The following is a 738-nucleotide window of genomic DNA, read 5'->3' on the forward strand; positions in this document are numbered from 1 at the left end:
GCGACTGGACGCGCAGCAGCACGTCCGCGAGGTACGTCTCGGGATTGACGCCGTTGGCCTCGCAGGTGGCGACCAGCGCGTAGAGGCCGGCGAGGTTCTCCCCAGCGGCCTCGTGGCCGACGAAGAGGAAATTCTTCCGGCCCAGGGCGGCCTTGCGCAGCGCCGCCTCGGAGCGGTTGTTGTCCAGGGGCAGGCGCGCGTCGGAGACGAATCGCGTCAGGGCGTCCCATTGCTTCAGGGCGTAGGAGAGGGCCTGGCCCATGGGGCCCTTGGGCAGGTGGCGCGGAGTCTGCGCTTCCATCCACGCGCGCAGCGCCGTGAGGACGGGGAGGCTCTGCTGCTGACGCAGCTCGCGGTGCGCGTCCGTGCGCACACGGCCCGCGTCCCGAGCCTGTGCCTCCACGCGGTAGAGGGCGAGGATGAAGTCCAGGGCCTCGCGGGATTCGGGCGCGGTGGGGAGCGCGTCGAAGAAGCGGCGGCGCACGTGGGCCCAACACCCGACGCGGCTTCTCCCCTCCGGCAGCGTCACCGCGTTGTAGCCGGTGTACGCATCCACCACGAGGGCGCCCTGGGTGCCGCCCAGGACTTCCTTCGGCGTCGTGCTGGCCCGCCCCAGGCTGAAGCGGTAGCCCAAGAGCCACTCACCTTGCGCCGTCTGGGTGAGGAAAGTCCAAAGGTAGCCTTGGCGCGTCTTCTTCACGTCCAGCACGCGCACGGGTGTCTCGTCGGCCCACACCA

General features: G+C 70.6%; 1 protein-coding gene. It reads right to left on the reverse strand.

Features of this window, described 5'->3' with window-relative positions; all coding sequences use genetic code 11:
- A partial coding sequence (locus tag D7V80_RS41120) for an IS66 family transposase (protein ID WP_233586107.1) occupies positions 1–715 on the reverse strand: 715 nt, incomplete at its 3' end.
- Between the last annotated feature and the right edge of the window lie 23 nt (positions 716–738).

The organism is Corallococcus sp. CA054B (assembly GCF_003611625.1).
GTDB lineage: Bacteria > Myxococcota > Myxococcia > Myxococcales > Myxococcaceae > Corallococcus > Corallococcus coralloides.